Annotated in this window: 30 protein-coding genes; 20 read left to right on the top strand and 10 right to left on the bottom strand. The window is 62.3% G+C overall.

Annotated elements, in window-relative coordinates; translation table 11 throughout:
* Positions 1–143: 143 nt before the first annotated feature.
* The 6 genes from ribB (at position 144) to Q0844_RS07680 (ending at position 4,814) form a co-directional block, all read left to right on the top strand.
* A complete protein-coding gene (gene ribB, locus Q0844_RS07705; protein WP_299043528.1) occupies positions 144–1,262 on the top strand; it encodes a 3,4-dihydroxy-2-butanone-4-phosphate synthase in 1,119 nt (372 codons plus the stop codon).
* Position 1,263: 1 nt separating this feature from the next.
* Positions 1,264–1,806, top strand: a complete 543-nt coding sequence (locus Q0844_RS07700; protein ID WP_299043527.1) for a 6,7-dimethyl-8-ribityllumazine synthase — start codon at positions 1,264–1,266, stop codon at positions 1,804–1,806.
* Positions 1,803–2,273 (top strand): transcription antitermination factor NusB, encoded by a 471-nt coding sequence (gene nusB, locus Q0844_RS07695; RefSeq protein ID WP_299043525.1) that lies wholly within the window; start codon positions 1,803–1,805, stop codon positions 2,271–2,273. The genes Q0844_RS07700 and nusB overlap by 4 nt, the downstream gene beginning before the upstream one ends.
* A gap of 140 nt (positions 2,274–2,413) precedes the next feature.
* On the top strand, positions 2,414–3,523 hold the full coding sequence (locus Q0844_RS07690; protein WP_299043523.1) for a Hint domain-containing protein: 1,110 nt from the start codon (positions 2,414–2,416) through the stop codon (positions 3,521–3,523).
* A gap of 64 nt (positions 3,524–3,587) precedes the next feature.
* On the top strand, positions 3,588–3,833 hold the full coding sequence (locus Q0844_RS07685) for a hypothetical protein (protein ID WP_299043521.1): 246 nt from the start codon (positions 3,588–3,590) through the stop codon (positions 3,831–3,833).
* Between the two features lie 15 nt (positions 3,834–3,848).
* The gene (locus tag Q0844_RS07680; RefSeq protein WP_299043519.1) at positions 3,849–4,814 is read left to right on the top strand and encodes an NADPH:quinone oxidoreductase family protein; all 966 of its coding nucleotides are present in this window, start codon (positions 3,849–3,851) and stop codon (positions 4,812–4,814) included.
* On the opposite strand, the gene Q0844_RS07675 is transcribed toward Q0844_RS07680, so the two are convergent.
* Entirely contained in the window at positions 4,811–5,794 is a 984-nt protein-coding gene (locus tag Q0844_RS07675; protein WP_299043517.1) for a DMT family transporter, read from the bottom strand. The two genes, Q0844_RS07680 and Q0844_RS07675, sit on opposite strands and share 4 nt — an antisense overlap.
* Before the next feature lie 106 nt (positions 5,795–5,900).
* On the opposite strand from Q0844_RS07675, the gene Q0844_RS07670 reads away from it, so the two are divergent.
* From Q0844_RS07670 to Q0844_RS07625, 10 genes are all read left to right on the top strand, one after another.
* On the top strand, positions 5,901–6,419 hold the full coding sequence (locus Q0844_RS07670; RefSeq protein ID WP_299043515.1) for a carbon monoxide dehydrogenase subunit G: 519 nt from the start codon (positions 5,901–5,903) through the stop codon (positions 6,417–6,419).
* An 89-nt stretch (positions 6,420–6,508) separates the two neighbouring features.
* Positions 6,509–7,441: an ABC transporter ATP-binding protein gene (locus tag Q0844_RS07665; RefSeq protein WP_299043513.1), complete on the top strand. Its 933-nt coding sequence runs from the start codon at positions 6,509–6,511 to the stop codon at positions 7,439–7,441.
* Positions 7,441–8,202: an ABC transporter permease gene (locus Q0844_RS07660; protein WP_299043512.1), complete on the top strand. Its 762-nt coding sequence runs from the start codon at positions 7,441–7,443 to the stop codon at positions 8,200–8,202. Before Q0844_RS07665 ends, Q0844_RS07660 begins: the two co-directional genes overlap by 1 nt.
* Before the next feature lie 69 nt (positions 8,203–8,271).
* Entirely contained in the window at positions 8,272–9,069 is a 798-nt protein-coding gene (locus Q0844_RS07655) for a S49 family peptidase (RefSeq protein WP_299043511.1), read from the top strand.
* A 179-nt stretch (positions 9,070–9,248) separates the two neighbouring features.
* Complete coding sequence (locus tag Q0844_RS07650) at positions 9,249–10,199, top strand: calcium/sodium antiporter (protein ID WP_299045248.1); 951 nt, start codon at positions 9,249–9,251, stop codon at positions 10,197–10,199.
* The gene (locus tag Q0844_RS07645; protein ID WP_299043510.1) at positions 10,142–10,999 is read left to right on the top strand and encodes an SDR family oxidoreductase; all 858 of its coding nucleotides are present in this window, start codon (positions 10,142–10,144) and stop codon (positions 10,997–10,999) included. The genes Q0844_RS07650 and Q0844_RS07645 overlap by 58 nt, the downstream gene beginning before the upstream one ends.
* Before the next feature lie 289 nt (positions 11,000–11,288).
* Entirely contained in the window at positions 11,289–13,175 is a 1,887-nt protein-coding gene (uvrC, locus tag Q0844_RS07640; RefSeq protein WP_299045247.1) for an excinuclease ABC subunit UvrC, read from the top strand.
* Positions 13,176–13,232: 57 nt separating this feature from the next.
* Positions 13,233–13,892 (top strand): CDP-diacylglycerol--glycerol-3-phosphate 3-phosphatidyltransferase, encoded by a 660-nt coding sequence (gene pgsA / locus Q0844_RS07635; protein WP_299043509.1) that lies wholly within the window; start codon positions 13,233–13,235, stop codon positions 13,890–13,892.
* 5 nt (positions 13,893–13,897) lie between these two features.
* On the top strand, positions 13,898–14,143 hold the full coding sequence (gene moaD / locus Q0844_RS07630) for a molybdopterin converting factor subunit 1 (protein WP_299043507.1): 246 nt from the start codon (positions 13,898–13,900) through the stop codon (positions 14,141–14,143).
* A 4-nt stretch (positions 14,144–14,147) separates the two neighbouring features.
* Positions 14,148–14,588 (top strand): molybdenum cofactor biosynthesis protein MoaE, encoded by a 441-nt coding sequence (locus Q0844_RS07625; RefSeq protein WP_299043505.1) that lies wholly within the window; start codon positions 14,148–14,150, stop codon positions 14,586–14,588.
* A 170-nt stretch (positions 14,589–14,758) separates the two neighbouring features.
* Here the strand turns inward: Q0844_RS07625 and Q0844_RS07620 are convergent, their stop codons facing one another.
* The 3 genes from Q0844_RS07620 to ubiA form a co-directional block, all read right to left on the bottom strand.
* Entirely contained in the window at positions 14,759–15,085 is a 327-nt protein-coding gene (locus tag Q0844_RS07620; RefSeq protein ID WP_039688288.1) for a hypothetical protein, read from the bottom strand.
* Positions 15,072–16,985: an OmpA family protein gene (locus tag Q0844_RS07615; RefSeq protein ID WP_299045245.1), complete on the bottom strand. Its 1,914-nt coding sequence runs from the start codon at positions 16,983–16,985 to the stop codon at positions 15,072–15,074. The genes Q0844_RS07620 and Q0844_RS07615 overlap by 14 nt, the downstream gene beginning before the upstream one ends.
* Before the next feature lie 67 nt (positions 16,986–17,052).
* Complete coding sequence (ubiA, locus tag Q0844_RS07610) at positions 17,053–18,015, bottom strand: 4-hydroxybenzoate octaprenyltransferase (protein WP_299043500.1); 963 nt, start codon at positions 18,013–18,015, stop codon at positions 17,053–17,055.
* A 12-nt stretch (positions 18,016–18,027) separates the two neighbouring features.
* Here ubiA and Q0844_RS07605 point away from each other — a divergent pair, with 12 nt between their 5' ends.
* The 4 genes from Q0844_RS07605 (at position 18,028) to Q0844_RS07590 (ending at position 21,636) form a co-directional block, all read left to right on the top strand.
* Positions 18,028–18,753 (top strand): 16S rRNA (uracil(1498)-N(3))-methyltransferase, encoded by a 726-nt coding sequence (locus Q0844_RS07605; protein WP_299043497.1) that lies wholly within the window; start codon positions 18,028–18,030, stop codon positions 18,751–18,753.
* A complete protein-coding gene (locus tag Q0844_RS07600) occupies positions 18,750–19,625 on the top strand; it encodes a GNAT family N-acetyltransferase (RefSeq protein WP_299043496.1) in 876 nt (291 codons plus the stop codon). Before Q0844_RS07605 ends, Q0844_RS07600 begins: the two co-directional genes overlap by 4 nt.
* The gene (locus Q0844_RS07595) at positions 19,625–20,158 is read left to right on the top strand and encodes a hypothetical protein (protein ID WP_366522985.1); all 534 of its coding nucleotides are present in this window, start codon (positions 19,625–19,627) and stop codon (positions 20,156–20,158) included. Before Q0844_RS07600 ends, Q0844_RS07595 begins: the two co-directional genes overlap by 1 nt.
* A 107-nt stretch (positions 20,159–20,265) precedes the next feature.
* Positions 20,266–21,636: a glutamate--cysteine ligase gene (locus tag Q0844_RS07590; RefSeq protein ID WP_299043494.1), complete on the top strand. Its 1,371-nt coding sequence runs from the start codon at positions 20,266–20,268 to the stop codon at positions 21,634–21,636.
* 37 nt (positions 21,637–21,673) lie between these two features.
* On the opposite strand, the gene Q0844_RS07585 is transcribed toward Q0844_RS07590, so the two are convergent.
* The 6 genes from Q0844_RS07585 to Q0844_RS07560 are packed head-to-tail and all read right to left on the bottom strand — an operon-like array spanning position 21,674 to position 25,935.
* Positions 21,674–22,297 (bottom strand): LysE family transporter, encoded by a 624-nt coding sequence (locus Q0844_RS07585; RefSeq protein ID WP_299043492.1) that lies wholly within the window; start codon positions 22,295–22,297, stop codon positions 21,674–21,676.
* Between the two features lie 9 nt (positions 22,298–22,306).
* Positions 22,307–22,564: a hypothetical protein gene (locus tag Q0844_RS07580; protein WP_299043491.1), complete on the bottom strand. Its 258-nt coding sequence runs from the start codon at positions 22,562–22,564 to the stop codon at positions 22,307–22,309.
* Positions 22,561–23,175, bottom strand: coding sequence for a glycerol-3-phosphate 1-O-acyltransferase PlsY (plsY, locus tag Q0844_RS07575; protein WP_299043489.1), 615 nt, complete (start codon positions 23,173–23,175; stop codon positions 22,561–22,563). Before plsY ends, Q0844_RS07580 begins: the two co-directional genes overlap by 4 nt.
* Positions 23,175–24,455: a dihydroorotase gene (gene pyrC, locus Q0844_RS07570; RefSeq protein ID WP_299043488.1), complete on the bottom strand. Its 1,281-nt coding sequence runs from the start codon at positions 24,453–24,455 to the stop codon at positions 23,175–23,177. Before pyrC ends, plsY begins: the two co-directional genes overlap by 1 nt.
* Positions 24,452–24,994: a hypothetical protein gene (locus Q0844_RS07565; protein WP_299043487.1), complete on the bottom strand. Its 543-nt coding sequence runs from the start codon at positions 24,992–24,994 to the stop codon at positions 24,452–24,454. Before Q0844_RS07565 ends, pyrC begins: the two co-directional genes overlap by 4 nt.
* Positions 24,991–25,935, bottom strand: coding sequence for an aspartate carbamoyltransferase catalytic subunit (locus Q0844_RS07560; protein WP_299043485.1), 945 nt, complete (start codon positions 25,933–25,935; stop codon positions 24,991–24,993). Before Q0844_RS07560 ends, Q0844_RS07565 begins: the two co-directional genes overlap by 4 nt.
* Between the last annotated feature and the right edge of the window lie 96 nt (positions 25,936–26,031).

Raw genomic sequence — 26,031 nt, 5'->3', positions numbered from 1 at the left:
GGTATGGCGTGCGATCATGTCTGACCGACCCTTCGGGACAGATTCTTTGAAACAGGGAAGAGAACAGGGTTTGTGCGCTGCGTCCTACTGGCAATGGTGCGCCTGATCCTCTATGTCGCGGTCAATGCTGCCATAGGTGATCCATGAGCTTTGAAACCCCTGGTCCTGTCGAGACGGATTTGGCTACGGCCATTTCGCCCATCGAAGAAATTATCGAAGAGGCACGTCTGGGCCGGATGTTCATTCTGGTTGACCACGAAGATCGCGAAAACGAAGGCGATTTGGTAATCCCAGCCAATTTCGCCGATGCGGCGGCGGTGAACTTCATGGCGACCCATGGGCGCGGGTTGATCTGTGTGACCTTGCCCGCAGAGCGGGTCGAGGCGCTGGGTTTGCCCATGATGGCAATGCACAACTCCTCGCGCCACGAGACGGCATTTACCGTGTCGGTCGAGGCCCGGGAGGGGGTCAGTACGGGCATCTCGGCAGGGGACCGGGCCCTGACCATTTCGACACTCGTGAACCCGCAAGCGACCGCTGCCGATTTGGCGACACCGGGGCACGTGTTTCCGCTGCGCGCTCGGAAAGGCGGGGTGCTGGTGCGGGCCGGCCATACGGAGGCGGGGTGCGACGTGGCGCGACTGGCCGGGCATTACCCATCAAGCGTGATCTGCGAGATCATGAACGAAGACGGGTCTATGGCCCGTCTGCCCGATCTTGTGGACTATGCCGCCGCGCACAGGCTGAAGATCGGCACCATCTCCGATCTCATCGCCTATCGTCGGCGCCATGACAATCTGGTGGTCGAAACGGACCGCCGCATGGTCACCTCGCAGCATGGTGGCGACTGGGACATGCGTATTTTCACCGACCAGACCTATGGGATTGAACATGTGACGTTGTCCAAAGGGAACCTGGCGACGGACGAACCGGTGCTGGTGCGGACCCATGCCTTGGCTGAGGTCACCGATATTCTGGGCCTTTCCGACAAGCCGGTGGGAGAGTTGCCGCGGGCCATGGAGTTGATTGCCGCCGAAGGACGCGGCGTTGTGTGCCTGTTTCGCGAACCACGCAAATCCCTGTTTACGGACGAAGACGCGGGCCCGCGTATCGTCAAGAATACTGGCCTGGGCGCACAGATGTTGTCCAACATGGGACTCTCGCGCCTGATCCTGCTGACAGACAGCCCGCGCACCACCTACATGGGCATCGACGCCTATGGGCTCGAAATCGTCGGCACCCGACCCATCCTCGGAGAGTAACATGGCATCCATCGATCATAACGTGCTGGACCGTCCCAGCTTTGACGACCCGACCAAGCTGCTGATCGTCGTGTCGCCCTATTACAAGCAGATCGCCGACAATCTGGTCGCTGGAGCCACGGCCGAGATTGAGGCAGCAGGCGCCACCTGGGACCTGATCGAGATGCCCGGTGCGCTGGAAATTCCCACCGCTATCGGGATCAGCGAACGCATGTCGAACTTTGATGGCTACGTGGCGCTTGGCTGTGTGATCCGGGGTGAGACGACGCACTACGAGACGGTCTGCAATGACTCGTCCCGCGCCATACAGCTTCTGGGGCTCCAGGGCCTGTGCATCGGCAATGGCATCCTGACGGTCGAGAACACCGAACAGGCCGAAGTGCGCGCGGATCCGGCCAAGCAGAATAAAGGCGGCGGGGCAGCGGCTGCGGCCTTGCACCTGATCGCGCTCAGCCGTAAGTGGGGCCGCTCCAGCAAAGGGGTCGGGTTCAAACCCGCCTCTGAATATCAGCTGGCGTCCAAAACAGGATCCACAACCGCATGACGACCCTTTCGGGCAACCAGAAACGCAAGATGCGCTCGGCCGCGCGGCTTTACGCAGTGCAGGCGCTGTTCCAGATGGAGCAGACAGCGCAGACCGTTGACCAGATCAAGGTCGAATTCATGGACCACCGTTTTGGCGCGTCCTACGAGGGCGACGAGATGGCCGAGGGCGATCCGGACCATTTTGCGCGGGTCATGGACGATGCGGTGAACTATCAGGCTCCAATCGACCAGATGACGGACCGTGCGCTGGTTGCGAAGTGGCCGATTGCGCGGATTGATCCGACCCTGCGCGCGCTCTTTCGGGCGGCGGGGGCCGAGTTTCGGGACACGGGCACGCCGCCCAAGGTGGTGATCGTGGAATATGTGGACGTAGCGCAGGCGTTCTTTCCCGACGGCAAGGAACCGAAGTTTGTGAACGCCGTCCTTGATCACATGGCCCGCGAGGCGCGGCCCGAGGCGTTTTAGCAGCCTGCGCGCATCGGCGTTTCTCCGCCAGTTGGGCGCCAATCAACACTCTGTTTCCCAAACGTGTCCAATGGGATGTAGGCGATGTCGCCTGGGCCTTGTATCGTCTGGGCTTGGGGTCCGCAGAACGCGGACACAAGTTGGAGCGTTGCGTTATGCCAAATGGCGGGTCGATCACAGGATTTCTGTTCGAGGATTTTAGTTTCGTGAACGACAACGGGCAGCTGAACCCGGGTCAGAACGGTCCTTTTTCATTGCCGAACAATGCCCAGGCGACGCTGGCCGCCGCAGCCACCACAATCGACATCAATGTCGATGACGATGACATGGAATTTGACGACGGGTTTCAGGACGATCCGGGTGGTACGCCGCTGAACCAGATCCTGCGCGACGACATTGACACCACGAATGCCGATGGCGACCCCGTTCAGGTCGCGGCAGGCGCCGTTCTCGAGGTCGAGTTTACCCTCACAGCCACGCCCGTTGGCGGTGGCCCGACAATTGATCTTCTCTTTGTCGCGGCAGGCCCGGGCGAGAACCAGGGCGACCTGACCCTGGTCGTGTCCACGGCGCCGCTGATCCCCGGTACGACATACAACATCGCATTCAAGAATGACGGCGGCGGCACGCCTTATGGTGAAATCGTATGCTTTGTGCGCGGCACGTTGATCCGAACGCCGGATGGCGATGTGCCGGTCGAACAACTTGAGATCGGTGACCGTGTCCTGACCTTTGATGGTGGCGCAGAGCGGATCAGCTGGGCCGCGCACCGGATGATCCTGTTTCCGCAGGGCGACGATTTGCCGGTTTGGGTCGCGCCTGATACCTTCGGTCCGGGTCAACCCTTTGCGCCAACCGGAATTTCACCGCGCCACTGCCTGCTTCGGCGCGACGCGGCTTTTGAACTGATGTTCGACACGACCGAAGTGCTGATGGCTGCGCGCGAATGCGTGAACGGTCACGACATCACTCGGGCCAGCGCGTCGCAGGCTGTCGAGTATCACCACTTCATGTTCGATACCCATGCACTGGTCTGGGCCAACGGCATGCTCGCAGAAAGCTTTTATCCCGGTCCCGTCGCACGCCAAAGCCTTGATCCGCTGGCGCGCGCGCGCCTGATATCGCTGTACCCCGAACTTGCCAGCGACAGCGCGCCCGCGCCGTTTCCCCGCATCCGTCGACGTGTGCGGGGGTACGAAGGGATGGCAGCCGCCAGCGGTCTTGCCGCGGCAAACGCAGTGGCGGGCTGATCCTACACCGCGGCCACGGCCAGCTGGCGGTCGTCATCCGCGTCGCGTGCCCTACATTTGCCGCATGGATCCGGAGCAACCGAACCCCCTTATCCGCCTGTTCCTGAATGGCACGGCCGTCGGTTTTGCCCTTTCGGCCGTTTTTGTCTCGGGCATCTGGATCATGGACGTCGCAGACATTCACACACGTTCCACAAACAGCGATGATGCGTTCCTGATCCTCTTTATCCTTTGGTTCTTCCACGGCCTTCTGTTCGGCGCCGTGCAGATCAGTTATCAGGTCTGGCAAATCGGCCGCGACGGCCACTAGACCAAAGGAACAACCATGCGTGCCATGCAAGTCACCGCCCTTGGGCAGCCGCTTGAACTGCGAGAGGTCGATGCACCGATCCCTGAGGCAAACGAGGTGCTGGTGCGGGTCCACACTTGTGGGCTGAACTTTGGGGACACACTGATTGTCAAAGGCACCTACCAGGAGAAACCGCAACTGCCCGCGACCATCGGGATGGAGATGTGCGGCACGATTGAAGCGGTTGGCGATGGCGTCACACATCTGAAGCCGGGCCAACGGATCGCGGCCTATTCGGGTTTTGGGGGCCTCGGTGCGTACGCTGCCTTGCCTGCTGACATCTGTGTGCCGATTCCTGATGAGATGACAGAAGTGGATGCTGCCGCCTTCCTTGTGGCCTATGGCACCAGTCACGTTGCACTGGATTACAAAGCACGTTTGCAACCAGGCGAACGCCTGTTGGTGTTGGGGGCGTCGGGCGGTGTGGGCCTGACGGCGGTCGAACTTGGCAAACTCATGGGGGCCGAGGTGATTGCCTGTGCCCGTGGCGCTGACAAGTTGAAAATCGCGTCGCATGCCGGGGCAGATCACCTGCTGGACAGCGACACGTGCGACCTGCGGGCAGACGTCAAGGCACTGGGCGGTGCGGATGTCGTCTATGATCCCGTGGGTGGCGATCTGTTTGAGGCGGCGTTGCGCGCCTGCAACCCCGAGGCACGGTTGCTGCCGCTGGGCTTTGCCTCCGGCACCGTTCCACAGATCCCGGCCAATTACCTGCTGGTCAAGAACCTGCATGTGCTGGGCTTTTACTGGGGGGGCTACATGCGCGTGAACCCCAAGGTGCTGACGGACAGTTTCGAAGTGCTGTTCGGTTGGTACGCGGAGGGAAAGTTGAAACCCCATGTCAGCCACGTGCTGCCACTTGCCGACGCGAATGACGGGCTGGATCTGCTGCGGACCCGCAAGGCAACGGGCAAGGTTGTAATTCAGGTCGACGCCTAGCGCGCGCCGCCCGCGAACGGGCGCCGGGCCAGCATCCGGGCCTTTTGGCGCTCGCGCACGTACACGAACAGGCCGGCCCCCAGGATCAGTAGGATGCCGATCCAAACTTCCAGCACAGGCAGGTCGCCGAACACGGCCCATCCCCAAAACACGGCCAGCGGCAGGCCAATGTACTCAAACGGGGCGACTGTTGCCGCGTCGGCCAACCGGTAGGCCTGACTGAGGCAATAGCCGATGATGGCCGCATTCAGGCCCAGCCCGGCAAAGACCCACATATCGGCGCCGCTGGGCCAAACCCACGCACGGAGCAGGAAAATGAGCGGTTCGTTTGTTGTGCCTTCGGCAAAGCGCCCATCGCCCGCAACAATGTAGAAACCCGCTGACACGATGATGAAAGTTGCCTGGATATAGACCGCCATGGCGCTGGCCTTGCTCGCAACGCCCAATTTGCGGGTCAGCACCTGGTTCAAGGCATAGGTGAGGGCCGCAAGAACGGGCAGCACCAGGACGATGCGGTTGACGTCAAGCGACCCGGCGTCGGCCCAGGGGCGTTGCATGATGACAACGCCGGCAAAGCCGATGGCAACGGCGGACAGGCGCAGGGGCCCGACACGCTCGCCAAGCATGGGGACTGACAGCAGGGTAATGAACAGCGGCGCCACAAAGAACAGGGCCGTCACATCTGCCAGCGGCAACACCGCAAGGCCGACGAAGAAGGTCATGTTGGCAATCACGATCAGAACGCCGCGCAACGCATGCTGCCACGGTGTGTTCGTGCGCAATATGCCAAACCCGCCTTCGTACTGCACGATGATCAGACTGAACAGAATGCCGATCGCGGACCGCGCAAACACGATCTGATGTAACGGGTACGCGCCCGACAGCTGCTTGATCAGCATGTCATTTATGGAGATGCAGAACACCCCGATCAGGACAAATAGGATGCCCAGCCCGGCAAAGTTCTGGCGTATGCTTTCCATGACACCAGCCCTACCACAGGATGCAGGGATGTGGGTTGCGAATAGCGCATGGCACAATTGCGGGCGCTCAGGTATCACACCTCCAAAAAACCAAGGGAGACACCCGATGCAAATGTCCGACACACGCCAGATCGCGGCCCCGCCCTCCGATGTCTATGCCGCCTTGCTCGACCCAGAGGTGCTCAAAGCCTGCGTGCCAGGCGCGACTGAGGTCACAGGCAATCCCGATGACGGGTTCGAGGCCACGGTCACCCAAAAGGTCGGCCCGGTCAAAGCGACATTCAAAGGGGCCGTCACCCTGTCCGATAGGGTTGAAAACCAAAGTCTGACCATTTCGGGCGAGGGCAAAGGCGGTGCTGCCGGGTTTGCCAAAGGCGGTGCCGAAGTCCGGATGGCGGCTGTCGATGGCGGCACGGAGCTCAGCTATGATGTCGAGGCCAAGGTGGGTGGTAAACTGGCCCAGCTTGGCAGTCGTATCATCGACGGGTTCGCAAAGAAGATGGCGGACCAGTTCTTTGCCAACCTTCAGGAAACGCTGGAAGGACCGCCCGCGCAGGATGCGGAGACGGAAGGCGCCGAACCCGCCAAAAAGGGGTGGCTGGGTCGTTTGACCGGCAAGGACTGAACGCCTGCACACGTGCGTGTGCGCCCGCGCGCTGGCCCTGTCTGTTTACGGGGCATACCTCTCGTTTGCGTGAACACAGCGGAGATTCCATGTCCACGATCCTGAGTATCCAGAACCTGCGCAAGTCCTATGCCGGCGGATTCGAAGCCTTGAAAGGTGTGAACCTCGATATCGACGAGGGCGAGATCATTGCCTTGCTGGGGCCCAATGGCGCCGGAAAAACAACTTTGATTTCAACGGTGTGCGGGATCACGATGCCCACATCCGGCTCCGTCTCGGTGACGGGGTTCGACACGCTCACCCATTACCGCGAAGCGCGCAGCCTTATTGGTCTTGTCCCGCAGGAGATTGCACTTGAACCGTTCGAAAGGGTCATCAACACCGTCCGGTTTTCCCGGGGCCTGTTCGGCAAGGGGCGCAAGGACAGCGCGGTCGAGGATATTCTGAAACGCCTGTCCCTTTGGGACAAGCGCGACAACCAGATCCGCGAACTGTCTGGCGGGATGAAGCGGCGCGTCCTGATCGCCAAGGCGCTGGCGCACGAGCCGCGCGTGCTGTTTCTGGATGAACCCACGGCCGGCGTCGACGTGGAGTTGCGCAAGGATATGTGGGAAATCGTCGAACAGCTGCGCGCGGACGGTGTGACCACCATCCTGACAACCCACTACATCGAAGAAGCCGAGGCCATCGCCGACCGCGTGGGCGTGATCAGCAAGGGCGAAATCCTTCTGGTCGAAGACAAGAACACGCTCATGGCGCGGATGGGTAAAAAGCAACTTGATGTGCAGTTGACCACCCGGATTGACGCGGTGCCAGAGGCATTGGGCGGCTATGACCTGACCCTGGGCGACGACGGCTGGACGCTGGTTTACAGCTATGACGTAAACGCCGAACGGACGGGGATCACCAAGCTTCTGAACGATGTGCAGAAGGCCGGCCTGCAACTCAAGGACGTGGTGACCCGTCAATCGAGCCTTGAAGATATATTTGTGTCGCTGGTCAACGCGCCGGAGGAAACGTGATGAACTGGTCTGCTATTCGCGCGATCTATGTCTTTGAAATGGCGCGCTTCTTTCGGACGATTGCGCAATCTCTCATCTCGCCCGTTCTGTCCACGTCACTGTATTTCGTGGTCTTCGGTGCCGCCATTGGCAGCCGCATCCAGGAGGTCGAAGGCGTCAGCTATGGCGCGTTCATCGTGCCCGGGCTGATCATGTTGACCGTGATGACCCAAGGCATATCCAACGCATCCTTTGGCATCTACTTCCCCAAGTTCATCGGGACGATTTACGAATTGCTGTCGGCGCCGGTTAACTTTCTTGAGATTGTCATGGGCTATGTCGGCGCTGCGGCGACAAAGGCGATGTTCATCGGGATTATCATTCTTGCGACGTCGTTTTTCTTTGTCGATATCCAGATCCAGAACCCGTTGGCGATGATCGCCTTCCTGATCCTGACCTGTATCAGCTTTGCGCTTTTGGGCTTCATTATCGGCATTTGGGCCGGGAACTTTGAACAGCTTCAACTGGTGCCGTTGTTGATCGTGACGCCGCTGGTGTTCCTGGGCGGGTCATTCTATTCCATCTCGATGTTGCCACCGGTCTGGCAGACGATCTCGATGTTCAATCCGGTGGTTTACCTCATCTCGGGCTTTCGGTGGGCCTTCTTCGGGATTGCGGATGTGCATATTGGGACATCGCTTGCGGCGATCGCGGTCTTTACCGGGCTGTGCCTTGCGGCGGTCTGGTGGATTTTCAAGACCGGGTGGCGTATTCGGCAATAACGTAACGGCGCACAACTCCTTTGCATTGCGGCCTTGTTCTGTGCGGGGCCGCATTCTACATGGGCTGAGATGAAACGCTGGATTCCCTTCATGAAATCCGACCCGACGGTCGCCATTGTGCGACTGCAAGGGGTCATCGCGGGCGGGACGCGCGGCACCTTGAATGACCGGGCCCTCGCTGGCGTCATCGACAAGGCCTTTGGCCGTGGCAAACCCGTGGCAGTCGCGCTCGAGGTGAATTCACCCGGGGGCAGCCCTGTGCAGTCTTCGCTGATCGGTGCGCGCATCCGCAGGCTGGCGGAGGAAAAGGACATACCGGTCATCGCCTTTGTCGAGGATGTCGCGGCCTCTGGCGGTTATTGGCTGGCCGTTGCGGCGGATGAGATTTACGCCGACCCGTCCTCTGTCGTGGGGTCCATCGGTGTCATCTCTGCCGGGTTTGGCGCACACGAATTTCTGGCCAGGCAAGGGGTTGAGCGGCGGGTCTATACGGCGGGTAAGTCCAAGAGCATGCTGGACCCGTTCCGCCCGGAAAAGCCGGAGGATGTCGAACGGCTCAAGGGTCTGTTGGATGACATCCATACCAATTTCATTGACCATGTGAAGGACCGGCGGGCTGGCAAGATTGATGCAGAGGCTGATCTTTTCACAGGCGAGGTCTGGCTGGCCGAAAAGGCCAAGGCGTTGGGGCTGATCGACGGCATCGGGCACCTGAAACCGATGATGGAAGCGCGGTTCGGCGACAAGGTCAAGTTTCGCCGCTACGGCGTGCGCCGCCCCCTGTTCTCCCGTTTGGGCGCACAGGCGATGGACGACGCCGTATCCGTCATCGAAGAACGGGCGGCCTATGCCCGGTTCGGGCTGTAGCCCATGTTGTCCAAGATCGTCCTTCTGTTCCTTGCTTTCATCGCCGTCCTGGCGGTCTTTGGCAAACTGCACTGGATTGGCGGCAAGCGTCTGGCAGCCGCAAAATGTGAATGCGGGCGCTACCGGATCGGCAAGGGCACGTGCACCTGCGGCCGAGGGGGTCGCTGATGGCTGCCGCAATGCCGTGGCTGTTGAGCGGGCTGGGACTGATCATTCTTCTGCTGGCAGGCGACTCGCTGGTCAAGGGAGCGGTCAACCTGTCCTTACGCCTCGGCGTGCCGGCCTTGATCGTCAGTCTAACCATCGTCGCCTTCGGAACGTCAGCGCCCGAATTGCTGATCGCCATTCAGGCCGTTCTGGACGAGGCACCGGGCATCGCGATCGGCAATGTGGTGGGGTCCAACACGGCGAACATTCTGATGGTTCTCGGGATACCGGCCTTGCTGGCGACCATGCACACGTCGGAATGCGAGACAAGGAAGACGTACAATTTCATGATCGCGGCGTCGGTCTTGTTCATCGCGCTGGCGTTTCGCGGCGTCTTTGACTGGATCGCGGCCGTTGTGCTGCTTGCGGCGCTTGCGTTTGTCTTGTGGGACGCCGCACGCGAAGCGACCGGCCACCGCGCGGCATGCGCGGATGCATCCGCAGACGAAGACGAGATCGAGGGCGTGGACCCGGATCTGCCAGGCTGGCGCATTGCCGTCTTCCTGGTTCTGGGGCTGATCGGTTTGCCGCTTGGTGCGGATCTTTTGGTCGACAACGCCACCATCATCGCCAAGATGTACGGGGTCAGCGATACGGTCATCGGTCTCACGCTTGTTGCTGTTGGCACCTCGCTTCCCGAATTGGCGACAACGGTCATGGCGGCGCTCAGACGGCAGGCGGATGTGGCGCTGGGCAACGTGATCGGGTCGAACATGTTCAACCTGCTGGCCATTGTCGGGATTGCGTCGCTGGTCGGGCCCATCCCGGTTGATCCCGCGTTCCTGCGCTTCGATCTTTGGGTCATGCTGGGCGCGTCCATCCTGCTGGTGCCCTTTGTCTACATGCGGCGTGACATCACGCGGACATGGGGTGTGATCTTGACCGTGCTCTATCTGGCCTATCTGGGCATCGTACTAAGCTGATCAAAAAGAAGGAGAGTGCGATGACACGCGCGCTTGTAACAGGGGCAGGGCACCGACTGGGCCGGGCGATGGCTGTGTATCTGGCCGGCCGGGGATACGATGTCGCCGTACACTATGCCAGTTCCGACAAAGGTGCGCTTGAAACAGTGGCTCGGATCGACGCCAGGGGTCAGCGCGGCGTTGCACTGCAAGCGGACCTCACGAAAGAGGCAGAGACCCAATCCTTGTTTGGCAAAGCGTCCGATGCGCTGGGTGGGCCGATCACCTGCCTGGTAAACAATGCCTCGATCTTTGAATACGACACAGTTGAAACGGCCACCCGCGACAGTTGGGACCGACACATGGAAAGCAACCTGCGCGCACCGTTTGTGCTGACGCAGGCGATGGCAGCCCAGGGCTTGGAGCCCACGCGCGATGACATGGATGAACCGGTCGCCTCCGGCCTGATCGTGAACATGGCAGACCAACGGGTGCGCAAGCTGACGCCCGAGTTCATGACCTACACACTTGCCAAGATGGGCCTATGGGCCTTGACGCAAACGAGTGCCCGGGCCCTGACCCCAGCGATCCGCGTCAATGCGATTGGGCCCGGCCCCACATTGCAGGGCGGCCGCCAAAGTGCCGAACATTTTGCAAAACAACGCGCCGCAACCGTTTTGCAACGCGGATCAAACCCTGCAGACATCGTGGGCGCGCTGGGCTATTTCCTCGACTCTCCGGCGGTCACGGGCCAACTTCTTTGCGTGGATGGGGGACAGCACCTCGCCTGGGAAACTCCGGACGTGATCGGCGTAGAGTAAGGTGACGTAAGGTGAGTTTTGCACCGGGTTAATACTGGTTACAAAACTGTTACCAAAAGCCATGTGTTTTCAGTTACTTGCCGCAAGTGAAAATAAAAGTGAAGTAAAACCATATACTTACATATGTGCCCAAAAATTAGGCAGATTGGCGAAGGGCCCAAGAAACAAGGAAAAAATCTGAGCGCCCGGAAGTTACCCGCACACTTATCCACAGGAACCGTGGATGCAAGTTTGCTTGATCACCTGGTCAAATCAGTGCAGCCAAAACATGGAAGACAGCGCGAATCGCATGGCGAAACAGGATACCCCCTCACACTCCCAGATTGAGCCGCCCGTGCCTGTCGGTCACGAGGTGATCCAGGGATATCTCAAGACACTCGACAGCTCGCCCGGTGTCTACCGCATGCTCGACCGCGAAAGCCGGGTGCTGTACGTCGGCAAGGCCAGAAACCTGCGCGCACGGGTGTCGAACTATGCCCGCCCCAGCGGTCATTCGGGTCGCATTGCGCGCATGATTTCCATGACCGCGTCGATGATGTTCCTGACCACCCGGACAGAGACAGAGGCGCTGCTGCTTGAACAGAACCTGATCAAGCAGCTCAAGCCCAAGTTCAACGTCCTGCTGCGCGACGATAAATCCTTTCCCAACATCCTCGTGACGGGCGATCACGCCTATCCCCAGATCAAAAAGCACCGCGGCGCAAAGAAACAGAAGGGCGCCTATTACGGGCCGTTTGCCAGCGCGGGTGCCGTGAACCGCACGCTCAATCAACTACAGAAAGTCTTTCTACTTCGTAACTGCACCGATTCCATGTTCGAAAGCCGCACGCGGCCCTGTCTGCTTTATCAGATCAAGCGCTGCTCGGGGCCATGTGTCGGCCTGATTTCAGAGGCCGAGTATGCCCAGTCGGTCAAGGATGCCGAGCGCTTCCTGACCGGCAAGTCTACGGACATCCAGGCCAAGCTGGCCGGGCAGATGGCAGAGGCGTCGGAAGCCATGGAATTCGAACGCGCCGCAGCCTTGCGGGACCGTATCCGGGCCATGACGCAGGTACAGACCGCGCAGGGCATCAACCCGCGCGGCGTGACCGAGGCGGATATCGTGGCCCTGCATATGGATCAGGGGCAGGCCTGTGTGCAGGTCTTTTTCATCCGCGCCAACCAGAACTGGGGCAATCGTGATTTCTATCCACGCATCGGTGCGGACGTGGACGCGGCCGAGGTGCTGGAGGCGTTTCTGGGCCAGTTCTATGACACCAAGGAACCGCCCCGACAGTTGATCCTGTCAAACGAGATCGAGAACCCCGACCTGATGGCCGAAGCGTTGAGTGGGAAACTGGGGCGCAAGGTCGAGTTGCTGGTGCCACAGCGCGGGGAAAAGGCCGAACTGGTCGACAGCGCCCTGCGCAATGCGCGTGAAAGCCTGGCCAGAAAAATGGCTGAAAGCGCGACGCAGGCAAAACTGTTGCGCGGGCTGGCCGAAGCATTCGAACTGCCGGAGCCGCCTGACCGGATAGAGGTGTACGACAACAGCCACATCCAGGGCACCAATGCCGTGGGCGCGATGATCGTCGCGGGCCCGGACGGGTTCATGAAAAACAGCTACCGCAAGTTCAACATCAAGGGCGATGACCTGACGCCCGGTGATGACTTTGGCATGATGAAGGAAGTGCTGCACCGCCGCTTCAAGCGCCTTTTGACTGAGGACCCGGACCGCAGCAAAGGCATGTGGCCTGACCTGCTGTTGATCGATGGTGGTGCGGGGCAGGTGAGTGCCGTGGCCGAAATCATGCGCGAACACGGGGTCGAGGACATCCCGATGGTGGGCGTTGCCAAGGGTGTGGACCGCGACGCGGGCAAGGAGGAGTTCCACCGCGTGGGCCAGCGCCCCTTTGCCCTGCGCCACAACGATCCGGTGCTCTATTTCGTGCAACGCATGCGGGACGAAGCGCACCGTTTTGCCATTGGCACGCACCGGGCGAAACGGGCGAAATCCAACATGAAGAACCCGCTGGATGATATTCCGGGCGTGGGTGCGTCCCGCAAGCGTGCGCTGCTGGCGCATTTCGGATCGGCCAAGGCGGTGGCACGTGCGAACCTTGCCGATCTCAAGGCCGTGGATGGCGTGTCAGAGGGGTTGGCGCAAAAGGTCTATGACTTCTTTCACGATCAGTAGGCGCATGTCTGCGTACGCCCCCTTCCGGCCCGGCACCGGACACGCTAGAGATTGCGCATGACCTGGACGATCCCGAACATCCTGACGACCCTGCGGCTGATCGCGGCCCCGCTTGTTGCTGTGATGTTTTTGTATTTCACCCGACCCTATGCCGACATCCTTGCCGTGATCCTGTTTATCGGGGCGGCCATCACGGATTGGTTCGACGGCTATCTGGCCCGCGCATGGGGACAACAGACCAAGCTTGGCACGATGCTCGACCCTATCGCGGACAAGGCGATGGTGGTCATTGCGCTGATGGTCATCATCGGCTTTTCCAGCTGGTCACCGTGGCTGGTGCTGCCTGCGACGATGATCTTGTTTCGAGAGGTTTTTGTGTCGGGTCTGCGCGAGTTTCTGGGGGACACGGCCGGTACGTTGAAGGTTACAAAGCTTGCGAAATGGAAGACGACTTTTCAGATGGTTGCCATTGCGGTCCTGTTTTCCCAAGGCGTGTTTGAACACTATTTCGGGATGTCGATCTGGGGCATGGACGAGGCCATGGTCAGCGCCATCCTGAACGGTGACGAACCCGACAATCTGGGCCTGGCGTGGAAGCTGGCCGGTGCCGATTGGTCGGGCCGTATAGGCCTTTGGTTGCTGTGGATCGCTGCCGCCCTTACCTTTATCACCGGATGGGACTACTTCCGTAAGGCCATGCCGTATCTGAAAGGGTGACAGCCATGAACGTGCTTTACTTTGCCTGGGTGCGGGAACGGATTGGCATCCCGCGTGAGGCGGTCGACACGCAGGCGGCAACCGTGATGGATCTGGTGGAAGAACTGCGTGCCAAGGAAGAACGATATGCGGCGGCATTTGCCGACATCACGGCGTTGCGGGTGGCTGTGGACCAACAGTTGACCGACTTTGATGCCCCCTTGTCCGGGGTGCGGGAAGTGGCGTTTTTTCCTCCAATGACAGGCGGTTAGGCGGATGCGCGTGGTCGTTCAGGATGCGCCGTTCGACTTCGGGGCCGAAGCATCTGCCTTTGCCGGGGGCCGCGCTGTTTCGGGGGCCGTGGTGACGTTTACCGGCATCGTCCGCGACGTGGATGGCGGGCTGCAGGCCATGGAGATCGAGCATTATCCCGGCATGACGGAAAGCGCGCTGTCAGAGATTGCGCAACAGGCGGTTGACCGATGGTCGCTGGAGGATGCGCTGGTGATCCACCGGCACGGACGGCTTGAGGTGGGCGAGATGATCATGATGGTCGCCACTGCCGCCAGGCACCGCAAGGATGCATTCGAGGCGGCTGAGTATCTGATGGACTACCTCAAGTCCCGAGCGCCGTTCTGGAAGCGCGAAGTGACAGCAGATGGCGCCGATTGGGTGGCCGCGCGGGACGAGGATGAGGACGCGCTGGCGCGGTGGTGATTCGCACCTTTTTTAGATACCTGAATCGCGGTTTTCGCCGGTGCACTACCTGTACACACCGTGTGCACAACCTGTGCACCGCTGATGCGCCGGATCGCGGGGTTAACGGACCGCGCGTCGGTTAACGAAAGGTGGACGTCGGACGCAGGATGCTGATCCGGCCCCGGTGCTCAGCTGGCCTGTTGGCGGTCGATCCAGGCGCGCAGTTCCTCGGCCTCGTGCCGGGCGTCGCGCAACCCGTCCATGGCGGCGCGCAATTCGGCCTCGGTCTGGCTCAGCTGGTTGGTCAGCTCCGCTTCGCGCTGTTGCAGGTAGGTGATCGCCTGATCGCGTGTTTCTTCGGCCTCGTGCAGTTCCTGGCTCATCCGGTCCAGTTCTGCCACGTCGCCAGAGGCAACACGTGTAAAACGGTGAATCAACCAGTTCGCGAACCATCCCAGGCAGAACGCGATGAAAAGAATGATGGCTGTCGCAATGACAAACTCAGTTCTGCTCATCGTCCTGTCCTTCGGCGCTGTCCTCTGGGCCCGCCTCTGTATCGCCTGTTCCGGCGAGGGTTTCCAGCGTTGTTTCGCCTTCCGGTGCGGAAGGGGCAGGGCGGATCAGCTTGAATTCGATGCGGCGGTTGGCCTCACGCCCTTCTTCGGTATCGTTTTCCGCAATCGGGTCCGTTTCACCATAGCCCTTGGCCGAATAGGTGGCCGTCAGCACGCGGCGGGCGCGCAGTTCGTTCAGAACCGATTGGGCGCGGGCCTGGCTGAGGTTCAGGTTCATCACCTCGCGGCCCTGGCTGTCGGTGTGGCCCTGGATTTCCAGCCGCAGGTCACCGCATTGGCGCAGCACCTCTGCGATGTCGTCCATTGTGCCCAACGCGCTTGCATCGATCGTGGCGCTGCCCGGCTCGAACGTGATCTTGGAGGCGGAGAGGATCCCCGCGATTTCCGCCTCGCACGCTTCGGGCGTGGGCAGGGCGGCGACCGGGTCCAGTTTTTCCTGATAGGTGACGCGAATGTCGAACTCTTCGGCCTCGCCCAGTTTGGAGGCCAGAAGCGATGCGATATTGGTGCTGGCCTTCGGGTTGCCTGTGTTGCCGGATATGGTGAGCGTATCCGGCGTCACGGTCACCGCACCATTGGACAGTTGCGACAGCGCCTCGAGCCCCGTCAGCACCCGCACCGGCCAGTTTGCGGGCAGGTTATCGACGATCCGCGTCGCGGTATAGACGCTGTCCGATCCAAAGGCCGCCTGGGCATAGCTGTCGACCAGCGACCGCAGGTTTTCGTCGGAGATGCGGCCGCGCAGCTGTACGAGCCCTTCGGGGCTGAGCGTTGCCACGAATTCGGACGGTCCCTGATCCGGGTCCACCGTTTCCGGCAGCTTGGCATAGAGGGCAAACACCTCGGGCAGGGCATTTTCCAGTTCACCCACGATCCGATCAAATTCGGTCTGTGGCGTGCCTTCCGCCGCGATCAGCGTGATATCCGCATCTGAAAACGTGACCGAACCTGCGCCGAGTTCGGCCAGGGCGGCAATGGATTGTTCGACGGCGATGCTCCAGTTCGGGCTGGGCACGCCCATGCCCACCGTGCACTGGCCCGGACCGGTCAGGCCCGCCGAAAATGCCGCGTTCACGATCCGTGTCCGGGCCGCTTCGGTGTCGGCCGAACAGGCGTCAAATCGGGTTCCGGCCTCGTCCTTGACGAGGCGCAGCGTGAAGGGCGTGATGACGGGGCGGGGCGCTGCAATGTCCAGCGCAACACGCAGGCCCGGCGGGGCGGCGCGGTTCAACTGGGTTTCAAGCTGGTTCTTTTCTTCAGCGCTGTCGGTGATCGCGGTGATCGACACGCGCCCGGCCAGAACGGACACCTTGGCGCGCGGCAAGCGTTCCATCGCGGTCAGTGAAAAGCCAAGCGCGTCCTCCCACCCGTCCGGGGCCGGATAGTCGGCGACCTCGATCAGGTCCGTTACGGGCAAGTCGCCGGCAATGGCCGTGATCCGGTCAATGACTGCCGTCCGGTCCGTAGCCGCAGGGATCAGCCCGATGATGGAAAAGCCCGCGTCGTTGCGCAGGATTTCGGCAGAAAAGCGCGGTGGCGCGATGGCGGCGGCGGCCTCGACCTCCATTTCGTCGATCACGCGTGCGGCGTCCACGATACTGCCCGCGGTCGACAGTGCCGCAAAGCGGATCGCTTCGGTCGGCGCGATGCCGGCCAGCGTGACCTGCAGCCCGTCTGCCTGAACCTCGGCCCAGGTCATGCCTTCGTCATCCAGCGCGTCCCGGACCCCGATTTCCGAGCTTTCCTCGATCAATGTCACTGACAGGTTGGCGGTGACCAAGGCCAGAACGGCCGCCACGGAAAACGTGACAACGATGATCAGCAGGGATGACAGACGCATCATCGGCAAACCTTTGCTTGGGCCCTGGTACGGGGTCAGGTCTACGCCCAGAGGGGCAGGGGTTCAATCATACCAGAAGTGCGGCGCAGAAAAAGACCAGCGGAATCATGCCGGTGTCGCGGTTGGCGCGAAAGAGTTGCAGGCACTTTGCCGGATCTTCGATGTCGAGGCCGCGCAATTGCCAGGCCATGTGCCAGCCCATCGCCCACGGTCCGCCAAGGGCCAGGACCATCGCCAGGACATTGGCCTCGTCAATGGCCGCGCTGACCACGGCGATCCCCATCAGGCCCACGGTCGCCATCAGGAAGCGGCGCAGCCATTGCGGGGTTTGGTCCCCGAACAGGCGCGCCGTCGATTTCACCCCGATCAGTGCATCATCTTCGGTGTCCTGATGCGCATAGATCGTGTCGTAGAAGAGCGTCCACGCAATCCCGGCACAGTAGAGCACGACGGCGGGCGCCTCCAACGCCCCGGTATGGGCCGTCCACGCCAGCAGCGCCCCCCAGTTGAAGGCCAGCCCCAGAAACACCTGTGGCCACCAGGTGAACCGTTTGGCGAACGGGTAGACCGCCACCGGCAGCAGGGCGAGGATGCCCAGCAGGATCGCGGCGGTGTTGAACGTGAGCAGGATGCCGAAGGCGATCACCGCCTGCAGGCACATCCAGACAACGGCCCCTCGCACGTTGACATGTCCGGCGGGGATCGGCCGCGACCGGGTACGCTCGACCTGTCCGTCGAAGTTGCGGTCGGTGATGTCGTTCCAGGTGCAGCCCGCACCGCGCATCAGCAGCGCACCCATGGCGCAGCCCACGATGATCCATATATCTTCGAGGCGCGGGGTCTGGTCATGCAACACGGCAAGCGCCAGCCCCCACCAGCAGGGCAGCAGCAGAAAGAGCACGGGTGTCGGGCGGTCGAGCCTGCTCAGACGCAGATAGGGCCGCGCGCTGGCAGGTGCGTATCGATCAACCCAATTGTGATCTTCGGCATCGGCGACTTGTCCGTCTGGTGCAGGCGCAGGCTTGGTCATATGTAGGGGCTCATGAGTGACGCAAAGATACGCCTGTATGTAGAGCACCCGCTGGGGCAGGGGCAATCGGTTCCGCTGTCGCGGGAGCAGGCGCATTATCTCTTTGGCGTGATGCGGCTGGGCGTGGGTGGTGCGGTGCTGTTGTTCAACGGGACGGGCGGTGAATGGCGGGCCGACGTGGTCGAGGCGGGCAAGCGTGGTGGCACGCTGGTGTGCGCCACACAGACCCGGCCCCTGCACATCCCGCCGGACCTGTGGCTGTTGTTTGCGCCGATCAAGAAGGCGCGCACGGATTTCATCGTGGAAAAGGCGGCCGAAATGGGCGCGCGGCGCATCGTGCCGGTCCAGACGGCTTTCACCAATGCCGGTCGCATCCAGCGGGACCGCCTTCAGGCACACGCCATCGAGGCGGCAGAGCAATGCGGCGGTACCTATGTGCCCGAGGTGGCAGACCTGCAGAGGTTGGATCGTGCCCTGGCGCAGCTGGGCGACAGGCATCTGATGTTCTGCGACGAGGCGCTGGCGGGGGCGGAGGACAGCTTTGCCTTGCCTGACATCCCCGGTCCGTGGGCCATTCTGATCGGGCCGGAGGGCGGGTTTTCGGACAAGGAACGGGCCCAATTGCACCGGACGGAGCGCGCCCACGCCGTGCAGCTTGGGCCACGTATCCTGCGCGCCGACACGGCGGCGGTGGCCGCCCTGACCGTCTGGCAGCAGCGCTTGGGGGATTGGGCATGACGGTGCAGGACACCTGTGCCCTACGACGGGCGCGGCCTGACGATGCCCAGCGGATCGAGGCGTTTTTGGCCACGCATCCCGCAACGTCGATGTTCTTGCGTTCAAACCTGGCTGCGCACGGCCTTGTGGCTTCTGACGCCGCCCATGCGACCGAAATGTTCATGATCGAAAAGGACCGTCAGGTGTGTGGCGTTCTGGGCCTGACCAACGGGGGCTATCTGCTGGCGCAACTGCCGAACCCGCCACGGAACCTGTCCGAGGCAATCGCGGCCTGGCGCGGGCGGACCGTGCGGGGCATGACGGGCGTCAGCAAGCAGGTTGCCCATGTGCTGCGCGAGTTTGGACTGGCGGACACCCGGATGTGGGACGACACGCCCGAGCCGCTATACGACATGGATCTGGAGCGGCTGAAAGGCCCTTTTGCCTCACTGCGGCCCCCGAACGCCGCCGATCGGTCGATGTTGGAGGCATGGTTTTATGCCTATCTGCAAGACACGGATTTCGGCGACAGCGAAGACGCCATGCGCTGCGATGCCCGCGCCCGTGCGCAGCGGGCGATCGAAAGGCAGACGTGCCGCCTTCTCCTCTCCGAAAATGCACCGGTTGCGATGACGGATTTCAATGCCGAGGTGGCGGATGTCGTGCAGGTGGGTGGCGTCTTTGTCCCGCGTCCCTTGCGCAATCGCGGCTATGGCCGCCGCGTCGTCGCGGCGCATCTGTCCGAAGCCCGCGCCCGGGGTATCACACGTGCGATCCTGTGTGCCGCATCGGCCCCTGCCGCGCGGGCCTATGAAAGCATCGGGTTCAGGCGCATTGGCACCTATCGGGTCGCTCTGTTTGGTGCGCCCGTCGAAATCAGGGGAGCGCACTGATGTTTTTCCGACCTGAAGCCAAAGCCGCGCTGTGGCGCTGGCGCGAGGTGCTGGCGGGCGCAGCCCTTGCCGTTCTGGCGCTGTGGCTGCTGGCGCAGGCCCGCGGTGTGCTGGGCTATGTCGCGCCGGTCATGCTGGTGGGGGCGGGTGCCCTGATCATGGTGGGTCTTCAGCGCGGGCGGTTTCGCGGGGCGGGCGGGGGCCTTGGAACCGTGCAGGTGGTCGAGGGCGAAGTCATCTATTTCGGGCCGCTGACGGGCGGGTCCGTTTCCCTGCGCGAAGTGCAGCGGCTGACCCTGGATGGCGGGCAGAAACCGGCGCATTGGCGGCTGGACCAGCCGGACCATCCGCCGCTGTTGATCCCGGTCGATGCCGATGGGGCGGACGCGCTCTTTGATGCGTTTGCGGCCCTTCCGGGGCTCAAGACCGAGCGGATGCTTGCGAAACTGCGTGCGGACGCCGGGGCACCTGTGTTGATCTGGGAGCGCAGCGCGCCGTCGCTGGCGCAAATGGAACCGCAGGGCCGCGCATAAATGCGCACACCACCGTGACCATGTGCACGGGTTCCGCACATTGACACCCCCGCCAATTCGCCCCATCCCTAATACCTCGTAAGCAGACGCAAATCGGAGCGCCCCCAATGTCCATCCCTCAATCCGGCGGCGGACCGATTGAACATCACGACCAACTGGCCCAGTACCTGGCGGATGGCTGCAAGCCCAAGGACCAGTGGCGCATCGGCACCGAACACGAGAAGTTCGGCTATTGCCGCGACACCCTGAAACCTTTGCCCTACGCAGGTGCACGGTCCATCGAGGCGGTGCTGAGTGCCCTGCGCGACCGGCATGCCTGGGCCGAGATTCGCGAAGGCGGCAAACTGATCGGGCTGGAAAAGGACGGCGCGAATGTTTCGCTGGAACCCGGTGGCGCGCTGGAACTGTCCGGTGCGCCGCTTGAGACCATTCACGAGACCTGCGACGAGGTGAACAGCCACCTGCGCGAGGTCATGGACATCGCGAACGAGATCGGCGTCGGCTTTATCGGTCTTGGGGCAGCCCCGACTTGGTCGCATGAGGAAATGCCCCTCATGCCCAAGGGGCGCTACACGCTGATGGATGCCTATATGGGCAAGGTCGGCACCATGGGCCGTGTGATGATGCGCCGCACGTGTACGGTGCAGGTGAACCTCGATTTCGCGACCGAAGCCGACATGGTCCAGAAGATGCGCGTGGCGATTGCGCTTCAACCTGTGGCCGTAGCGCTGTTTGCCAATTCGCCCTTCTTTGAAAACAAGCTGAACGGTCACAAATCCTGGCGCAGCCGGGTGTGGCGCGATCTGGACCCGGATCGCACCGGGATGATCCCCTTTGTGTTCGAGGACGGGTTCGGTTTTGAACGGTGGGTCCAATACGCGCTCGATGTGCCGATGTATTTTGTTTACCGCGATGGCAAATACGTGGATGCGCTGGGCCAATCCTTTCGCGACTTTCTGCAAGGCAGGCTGCCTGCGCTGCCGGGTGAAACCCCGACCCTCAGCGATTGGGCGGATCACCTGACCACTGCCTTTCCCGAGGCCCGCGTCAAGAAATTCATCGAAATGCGTGGCGCCGACGGCGGGCCGTGGCGGCGCCTGTGCGCGTTGCCCGCGTTCTGGGTCGGGCTGACCTATGATCAGACGGCATTGGATGCAGCCTGGGACCTGGTCAGGGATCTGGACGCAGAAACGCGCGAGGGGTTGCGCGTTGCTGCGTCGGTTGATGGGCTGCAGGCCGAGGTGAACGGCGTAAAAATGCATGATCTGGCGCGCGAGGCGGTTGCGATCTCGCGCGCGGGGCTGGCCGCCCGCGCCCGGCCCGGCGCCGGTGGATTGATCCCGGACGAAACCCATTTTCTGAATGCGCTTCAGGAAAGCGTCGAGACGGGCAAGGCGCCCGCGGACGAGTTGCTGGATCGCTATCATGGCGATTGGGGCGGGGATATCAGCCGCGTCTTTGCGGATTATTCCTATTGATAACAGACGGTGCGCAGGGAATGCGCACCTTGGGTCGCTATGCCAGCCGCGCCGTCAGGATGCGCCAGGCCGCTGCGCCAAAGAAGATGGCAAAGACCGCCTCGAACCCACGTTTGGCCTTTGTGTAGGCACGGGTCATGGGCGCTGAGGAAAAGATTAACGCGTAGCCGTGGAACACCGCAAAGCTGAGGGTGCCCACCGCAAGGATCACCGTGGCAAGGGCCGTCACGGGCGTGCCGGGGGGCACACCCACGGAATAGAGCGCGCCGAAAAACAGGATGGCCTTGGGGTTGGTGAGGTGCAGCGCCAGTCCCTTGGCATAGTGGCCCCGGTTGGACCGCGACGCCACAGGCGGCACTGTCAGTGCTGCACCCAACCATGCGGAACGTGCGGATTTCAACGCCAGCCACCCCAAGTAGGCCGCCCCGGCGTAGCGCACGAGCTCGAACAGCCAGGCATTGGCCAGCATGATCGCGCCAAGCCCGAACGCGGCAGAGACCGACCACATGAACGACCCGGTCGTGACACCGGATGCGACGGCCAGACCGGCGCGACGGCCCGAGGACATGGATGTGCCCGCAATTGTCAGTGTCGCGGGGCCGGGGCTGGCGCCTGCCAGAAGCGCGGCCAGCAGGATCAGGGGCAGGTTGATGTCTGTCATGTGGGCAGCTTAGGCGTCCGGCACCAGCGCGTCCACAAAGGCGCGCACCTTGGCCTCGGGCATTTCGCAGGGTTTCAGCCGACCGCCTGTTTCGAGCGTATACCAGTTCAGGCTGATATAGTCCGGGCCGCCCAGTTCCTCGGCCACCAGCTTCGTGGACTTGCCGTTTGCAAAGCTGGATTTTGTCGCCACATAGCGGCGACCATGTGCTGTGCCATAGAACGTGCCGTCCGGCAGGGCCGCGAGGGCCTGCGCGAACGGTGTCATGCGGTTTTCTTGCCGATCTTCGGCTCGGTGCCCGCCTTGATGCGGCGGATGTTCTCGCGGTGACGGACAAAGATCAGCAAGGTCAGGATCACGCCCAGGAACAGCCCGTCCGGATAGCCCAGAAACACCATCAGGAAGGTCGAGGCGGCCGCCGCAACCAGCGCGCCCATGGACGAGATCCGCGACAATGCGGCCCCGACAAGCCATGCCACGCAGGCCCCAAGCCCGACCGGCCAATGGAGGGCAATCAGCAGTCCAAGAAAGGTCGCGACGCCCTTGCCGCCCTTGAACCCGAGCCAGATGGGAAAGCAGTGGCCCAGCATTGCGGCAAGGCCCGCAACCTGGGCTGCATCCTCGTGCCCGGTGACCAGCCGCGCCAGCAGCAAGGCCGCCGCGCCCTTGCCCGCGTCCAGCAGCAACGTCAGCGCCGCCGCCGTCTTGTTGCCGGTCCGCAGCACGTTGGTGGCGCCGATATTGCCCGACCCGATCTCTCGCAGGTTGCCCAGGCCCATTATGCGGGCCAGAACCATCCCGAAGGGGATGGAGCCAAGGGCATAGCCAATCACGGCCCACAGGGCGAGCGCGGCAATGGTGCTTTCGATCAGGGGCATCAGGGTTTCTTGTAAACGGAACGGCCAGCGACAAAGGTTTGCAGGACCTTACCCTGCATCCGCGCCCCGTCAAACGGGGTGTTGCGCGATTTGGAGTGCAGTGTGGCACGATCCATCACAAACGGGGCGTGCGGATCGAACAGCACCAGGTCGGCAGGCGCACCGACGGCCAGACGCCCGGCATCAAGGCCCAAGCGCCTGGCTGGGTTCAGCGACATCGCACGCCACAGCGTGGGCAGATCAATCTGGTCGGCGTGAAACAGGCGCATCGCGGCGGGCAGCAGCGTTTCCAGCGCGACCGCGCCCGAGGCGGCCGCCTCGAACGGCAGGCGCTTGCTTTCCTCGTCCTGCGGCGTGTGCATGGAACTGATGATGTCGATCAGGCCAGTCTGCACGGCCTCGGCCATCGCGACCCGGTCCTCTTCGTCGCGCAACGGCGGCTTGATCTTGAAGAAGGTGCGGTAGTCGGCCACATCGAGCGCATTCAGCGTCAGGTGGTGGATCGAGGTGCCTGCCGTGATGTCGAACCCGTTGGCCTTGGCCCGCGCCAGCGGGGGCAGCGCGCGGGCGGCCGTGACCTGGTCGGCGTGATAGCGCGCGCCGGTCATCTCGACCATGGCGATGTCGCGGTCGAGCCCCATGCGTTCGGCCATGGGCGACACCGCCGGAAGGCCGCGCAGCGAGGCAAACTTACCGCTTGTGGCTGCCGCCCCCGCGCTCAGCCCCGGCTCTTGCGGGTGGCCCAGAACCAGCGCCCCGAGCGACCGGGCATAGGTGAGCGCGCGGGCAAAGACCTTGCTGTCCGTGACGACATGGTCGCAATCGGTAAAGGCAACGGCACCGGCGTCCAGCAGAAACCCGATCTCGGTCATCTCGCGCCCCTGCCGCCCCTTGGTCAAGGCGGCCATAGGCAGCACGTTGACGGGCGCGGCCTCGCGCGCGCGTCGGATGACGAATTCAAGCGTTTCGGGATTGTCGATGGCGGGGTCCGTATCGGGGCGGGTGACCATGGTGGTGACGCCCCCCGCAGCGGCGGCAAGGCCTGCGGAACCAAAGCTTTCCTTGTGCCGCTCGCCCGGCTCGCAGACCTTGACGCCGATATCGATGATCCCCGGGGCAAGATGCTTGCGGTCGCACTCAATGACGGCGCCGGCTTCTGGCAGGGGGCTGCCATCGGTAATCACGGCGCTGATCCGACCATCCGTCACCCCAAGGGCACCGGTGGTCACGGTGCCTTCGGGGTCCAGCAGCTTGGCGTTGGTCAAGAGAAGATCTGTCATCCACCAATCCAAATCATTGCCCAGGTCAGTAGGCCCAGAATAAGCAGTGCAATCATCGCGATCCGGCCGGACATGGCTGCATCCGATGGCTTCTTCCGCACCGTTTCCGTCGGCGCGGAATAGGGTTGCGCGCTGTCTGCGTCCACGGTTTCGGTTGCGCGCCAATCTGTGCGCCCCTCGCCGTAGGTCCCGATCAGGGTCAGCGACGACGCAGGGTCAAGCACGGTTTCGCGGTCCTCGAAGGCCAGTGAAAACACGATCATGACCCACCCGCCCAGCTTGTCCAGCTTGCCGCGGTCGGGTGCCAGCTGGTCCATGGGCACCGCATTGCCTTCCAGCAGATAGCCAACCAGCCCGATGCCTTCCAGGTCGGACACCGGAAACACTTCGATCTGGTCCGTGTTCACGGGCGCACCGAGGGCCGCGGCGATCAGCTCCGGATCGTCCTTGACCTGGCGCGCCTCGTCATCCGTCATCGACAGGGCAAAGACCCGGATCACGCCGCGTTCGTTGCGGGGCACGTGCAGTGCGTCGGTCATGCCGCCCCCCGCACATTGCGCAGGTTTCGGGCCAAAAGGTCCATGGCCGCCATGCGGACGGCCACGCCCATTTCGACCTGATCCTGAATGACGCTTCGGTTGATGTCGTCGGCCAGCGTGCCGTCAATCTCGACCCCGCGGTTCATGGGGCCGGGGTGCATGACGATGGCGTCGGGCTTGGCATGGGCCAGCTTGTCACCGTCCAGGCCAAACCGGTGGTAATATTCGCGTTCCGACGGGATGAAACCCCCATCCATGCGTTCGCGTTGCAGGCGCAGCATCATCACCACGTCCACATCCTCCAGCCCCTTCGCCATGTCGTCATGAACCTCGACGCCAAACTCGGAAATGCCCGTGGGCATCAGGGTCGGCGGGCCGATCAGGCGGATGCGGTTTTCCATCTTGCCCAGAAGGATGATGTTCGACCGCGCCACGCGGGAATGGGCGATGTCACCGCAGATGGCGATGTTCAACCGGTGCAGCCGCCCCTTTGCCCGCCGGATGGTCAGCGCATCCAGCAGGGCCTGGGTGGGGTGCTCGTGCCGCCCGTCACCGGCGTTCAGGACGGCGCAGTTCACCTTTTGCGCCAGCAGGTCCACGGCCCCGGAATGCGGGTGGCGCACCACCAGCAGGTCGGGATGCATCGCGTTCAGCGTCATGGCCGTGTCGATCAGCGTCTCGCCCTTGGTGATGGACGAGGCCTGCATCGCCATGTTCATCACATCCGCGCCCAGCCGCTTGCCCGCCAGTTCGAAACTGGCCTGCGTGCGGGTGGAGTTTTCAAAGAACATGTTGATCTGGGTCAGACCGGCCAGGGCGTCGCGGTGCTTGTCGGCGGCGCGGTTCAGGTCGACATAGTCTTCGGCCAGGTCCAGAAGGGTCACGATTTCTTCGGGGCGCAGGTGTTCGATCCCCAGAAGGTGGCGGTGGGTAAAGGTCATGGGCATCCCTTGGCGTGCTCGGGCGCTTATAGGCGGCGGCGGGGCGGGGCGGCAAGCGGTTGGATTTGCATATTTGAGGAACAATGAATGGGCATT

Source organism: uncultured Tateyamaria sp. (genome assembly GCF_947503465.1).
Taxonomy (GTDB): Bacteria; Pseudomonadota; Alphaproteobacteria; order Rhodobacterales; family Rhodobacteraceae; genus Tateyamaria.
The sequence above is the reverse complement of the archived record's forward strand: the minus strand, read 5'-3'. Positions and strand labels throughout refer to the sequence as shown.

Bases quoted from the DNA above. Each gene is read 5' to 3' on its own strand.
- ribB (WP_299043528.1), top strand. From the start codon at position 144: ATGAGCTTTGAAACCCCTGGTCCTGTCGAGACGGATTTGGCTACGGCC.
- Q0844_RS07700 (WP_299043527.1), top strand. From the start codon at position 1,264: ATGGCATCCATCGATCATAACGTGCTGGACCGTCCCAGCTTTGACGAC.
- nusB (WP_299043525.1), top strand. From the start codon at position 1,803: ATGACGACCCTTTCGGGCAACCAGAAACGCAAGATGCGCTCGGCCGCG.
- Q0844_RS07685 (WP_299043521.1), top strand. From the start codon at position 3,588: ATGGATCCGGAGCAACCGAACCCCCTTATCCGCCTGTTCCTGAATGGC.
- Q0844_RS07680 (WP_299043519.1), top strand. From the start codon at position 3,849: ATGCGTGCCATGCAAGTCACCGCCCTTGGGCAGCCGCTTGAACTGCGA.
- Q0844_RS07675 (WP_299043517.1), bottom strand. From the start codon at position 5,794: ATGGAAAGCATACGCCAGAACTTTGCCGGGCTGGGCATCCTATTTGTC.
- Q0844_RS07670 (WP_299043515.1), top strand. From the start codon at position 5,901: ATGCAAATGTCCGACACACGCCAGATCGCGGCCCCGCCCTCCGATGTC.
- Q0844_RS07665 (WP_299043513.1), top strand. From the start codon at position 6,509: ATGTCCACGATCCTGAGTATCCAGAACCTGCGCAAGTCCTATGCCGGC.
- Q0844_RS07660 (WP_299043512.1), top strand. From the start codon at position 7,441: ATGAACTGGTCTGCTATTCGCGCGATCTATGTCTTTGAAATGGCGCGC.
- Q0844_RS07655 (WP_299043511.1), top strand. From the start codon at position 8,272: ATGAAACGCTGGATTCCCTTCATGAAATCCGACCCGACGGTCGCCATT.
- Q0844_RS07650 (WP_299045248.1), top strand. From the start codon at position 9,249: ATGCCGTGGCTGTTGAGCGGGCTGGGACTGATCATTCTTCTGCTGGCA.
- Q0844_RS07645 (WP_299043510.1), top strand. From the start codon at position 10,142: ATGGGGTGTGATCTTGACCGTGCTCTATCTGGCCTATCTGGGCATCGT.
- uvrC (WP_299045247.1), top strand. From the start codon at position 11,289: ATGGCGAAACAGGATACCCCCTCACACTCCCAGATTGAGCCGCCCGTG.
- pgsA (WP_299043509.1), top strand. From the start codon at position 13,233: ATGACCTGGACGATCCCGAACATCCTGACGACCCTGCGGCTGATCGCG.
- moaD (WP_299043507.1), top strand. From the start codon at position 13,898: ATGAACGTGCTTTACTTTGCCTGGGTGCGGGAACGGATTGGCATCCCG.
- Q0844_RS07625 (WP_299043505.1), top strand. From the start codon at position 14,148: ATGCGCGTGGTCGTTCAGGATGCGCCGTTCGACTTCGGGGCCGAAGCA.
- Q0844_RS07620 (WP_039688288.1), bottom strand. From the start codon at position 15,085: ATGAGCAGAACTGAGTTTGTCATTGCGACAGCCATCATTCTTTTCATC.
- Q0844_RS07615 (WP_299045245.1), bottom strand. From the start codon at position 16,985: ATGCGTCTGTCATCCCTGCTGATCATCGTTGTCACGTTTTCCGTGGCG.
- ubiA (WP_299043500.1), bottom strand. From the start codon at position 18,015: ATGACCAAGCCTGCGCCTGCACCAGACGGACAAGTCGCCGATGCCGAA.
- Q0844_RS07605 (WP_299043497.1), top strand. From the start codon at position 18,028: ATGAGTGACGCAAAGATACGCCTGTATGTAGAGCACCCGCTGGGGCAG.
- Q0844_RS07600 (WP_299043496.1), top strand. From the start codon at position 18,750: ATGACGGTGCAGGACACCTGTGCCCTACGACGGGCGCGGCCTGACGAT.
- Q0844_RS07595 (WP_366522985.1), top strand. From the start codon at position 19,625: ATGTTTTTCCGACCTGAAGCCAAAGCCGCGCTGTGGCGCTGGCGCGAG.
- Q0844_RS07590 (WP_299043494.1), top strand. From the start codon at position 20,266: ATGTCCATCCCTCAATCCGGCGGCGGACCGATTGAACATCACGACCAA.
- Q0844_RS07585 (WP_299043492.1), bottom strand. From the start codon at position 22,297: ATGACAGACATCAACCTGCCCCTGATCCTGCTGGCCGCGCTTCTGGCA.
- Q0844_RS07580 (WP_299043491.1), bottom strand. From the start codon at position 22,564: ATGACACCGTTCGCGCAGGCCCTCGCGGCCCTGCCGGACGGCACGTTC.
- plsY (WP_299043489.1), bottom strand. From the start codon at position 23,175: ATGCCCCTGATCGAAAGCACCATTGCCGCGCTCGCCCTGTGGGCCGTG.
- pyrC (WP_299043488.1), bottom strand. From the start codon at position 24,455: ATGACAGATCTTCTCTTGACCAACGCCAAGCTGCTGGACCCCGAAGGC.
- Q0844_RS07565 (WP_299043487.1), bottom strand. From the start codon at position 24,994: ATGACCGACGCACTGCACGTGCCCCGCAACGAACGCGGCGTGATCCGG.
- Q0844_RS07560 (WP_299043485.1), bottom strand. From the start codon at position 25,935: ATGACCTTTACCCACCGCCACCTTCTGGGGATCGAACACCTGCGCCCC.